Source organism: Shewanella sp. MF05960 (genome assembly GCF_050849305.1).
Lineage (GTDB): Bacteria > Pseudomonadota > Gammaproteobacteria > Enterobacterales > Shewanellaceae > Shewanella.
In genome coordinates this window covers 1-2,451 of sequence record NZ_JBOZPS010000045.1, presented here as the reverse complement: position 1 = coordinate 2,451, position 2,451 = coordinate 1, and the positions used below count along the sequence as shown (strand labels likewise).

The 2,451-nt window shown below is 45.7% G+C and carries 3 protein-coding genes; all 3 read right to left on the bottom strand.

The window, feature by feature from the left end:
* Window positions 1–19: 19 nt before the first annotated feature.
* Entirely contained in the window at window positions 20–1,615 is a 1,596-nt protein-coding gene (gene tnpC / locus ACROAE_RS20435) for an IS66 family transposase (RefSeq protein WP_432406110.1), read from the bottom strand.
* A gap of 83 nt (window positions 1,616–1,698) precedes the next feature.
* Complete coding sequence (gene tnpB / locus ACROAE_RS20430; protein ID WP_432406107.1) at window positions 1,699–2,046, bottom strand: IS66 family insertion sequence element accessory protein TnpB; 348 nt, start codon at window positions 2,044–2,046, stop codon at window positions 1,699–1,701.
* A complete protein-coding gene (gene tnpA, locus ACROAE_RS20425) occupies window positions 2,040–2,369 on the bottom strand; it encodes an IS66 family insertion sequence element accessory protein TnpA (protein WP_432406104.1) in 330 nt (109 codons plus the stop codon). Before tnpA ends, tnpB begins: the two co-directional genes overlap by 7 nt.
* Between the last annotated feature and the right edge of the window lie 82 nt (window positions 2,370–2,451).

Here is a 2,451-nt window from a genome sequence, read left to right as displayed (position 1 = left end):
ATCGTATGCGTCCGGCGAACTACGTCTTGTCTAGACTAACCTGCCAGGGTAAGAGACTGTTGAGGTCACAATCAGGGTAGGATAATTGTTCTAAGCAGTGTTCGATGTAATCGAACGGAGTAAGTCCATTCGCTTTAGCCGTTTCTATGATGCTGTACAAAATTGCACTCGCCTCAGCGCCGCGATGGTTGTGATTGAATAGCCAGTTTTTACGCCCTATCACAAACGGTTTTACTGCCCGCTCTGCACGGTTGTTGTCGATATTGAGTCGGCTGTCTTCTGTATAACGGCTCAATGCTGACCATTGATTGAGGCTGTAATGGATGGCCTTTCCTAGCGGACTTTCCTTTGATACTTGCTGCACTGATTTATCCAACCATTGCTTAAATAACCCCAGCTGAGCACGTGAGTGGGTGCGCCTAAAATACAATCGCTCTTCCAGGCTCAGTGCTTGTATTTGGGTTTCAATACGGTACAGCCTGGCTATCATGTTCAGTGCCATATCCGCTTTACTGATTTTGCCTACTTTGGGCTTGCCTTGTGCTATTAGCGCTTCTTTGAATTTACGCCGCGCATGTGCCCAACAACCGACCAGTTTATTGTTTGCTTGCTGATAAGCCGCGTAGCCATCGACTTGTAAATAACCATTAAATACCGTTTGCTCGGTGGCAAGAAAACGGCTCACGCAGGTGCCCGCGCGGCTACCGTCTTGATAGTCGTACAGTACTATATTGCGCAAACCTTGATATCGAGGCTCAGTGCTTGGTTTATCCGCGCCAGCGCAATACACCCACATGTAGGATTTCACCCGCTCATCGTTAATCACTTTGAGCGTGGTCTCATCGGCGTGGATGACATCTTGTCTTAATAAATGGTGGTGCAGTAAATCATATAAGGGTTTAAACAACGCGGCAGATTTCATCATCCAATCCGCCATGGTTTGCCTGCTTAAGGCGATACCGTGTTGCTTGAATAAGGTTTCTTGCCGGTAAAGGGGTAATGCGTACTGATATTTACTGGTAATGAGCTGGCTTAACAAGCTTGGCGTCGCCACGCTTTTAGGGATAGGACTGACTGGCACGGGCGCTTGTTTGATATTGGCCTGGGTTCCTTTTGTTTCACAATGCTTGCAGCTGTATTTTAATCTAACGTGCTCAATCACACTGATTTGCGCCGGAATAAACTTAAGCTTCTCACTGCTGTCTTTCCCCATTAATGCCAGCTGATGGCCACAGCACTCACACTGCTTATCTTCATCACTGATGTCATGGATAATGATTTCACGTGGCAGGTCTTTAGGCAGTAATTTACGCTTAGCCTGTTTTTTAGGAGAAACAGACTCGTCTGCATCGGTTGCTAACTCAGCAAGCTCATCAACTGTGACTTCAGCTTCGTTAAACAACTCACCTTGATAGTCATGACTTTCACTGCTCGCCCCAAAACGCTGTTGCTGGGCTAAGCGAAATTGTTCAAGCAAACGCTGCACAGAGTGTTTAAGTTCGGCGATTTCAACGTCTTTCAACTCGATAACATTATCTTTAGCCGCCAACGTCTCAAGCAATAATTGCTTAAGTAAATCAACGTCATTGGGTAAGTTATCAGGGTTTAATTTCATGGCATTATTATACCAAATATCCCCTTAGATAAGGCTAAAGCAGTGATCTAATTATTGAAAACAGCCTTCTCAATGGCGATCAATTAACTGTAATTCAAGCCGTTCACAGGCTGATGTCCCTGTACATCAAACCCAGATAACAGCCAATGAAACTGTTGCTCAGATAAACTCATGCACTCATCAGTACTTTTCGTCGGCCACTTAAACTTATCCTGCTCGAGGCGTTTGTACCACAGTGCAAAGCCGGTGTTATCCCAGTAGAGGATTTTTAATTTATCACGGCCTTTATTACAAAAGACAAACACACTGCCGTCGGTGGCCTGTAAGGATAATTGCTGCTCAACGATAACAGCTAAGCCATTTATCGATTTACGAAAATCCACCGGTTCACGGTGCAGATAAACACTGGGAAGCTCACGAAACATCAACATGCTTGTAGGCCTTTTATAATCTCCAGCAGGTATCGTGCAGGCAAGGTGCTGGGGAAAGTCCATAAACCGGTTTGATGCTGAAAATGGATAGCCTGGGCTGAAGCGGAAGGTTGAGCTTGGGTTGTCATCGCTGTCGGCGATGTCACGGTAGCCTTAACAAACGGCGCTATCTGTTGGGTGCCCGTTTTAGCCATGTCCGCTTTGCGGGCATAAAACCCACTAAGACTAAGCTTGTGCACACGACAAAAATTTGAAATCGTTAAGCCGCTAGCGGATTGCTGTTGTATCAAAGCAGCCCAATCTTGATGTGAACGTTTAGCCATGTTAACTCCTGATTGTAATTATTAGTCGTTAAGATAAAGGCTCGATGAGCGCAGTTGAAGACGTACTTGCCCGGACGCATAC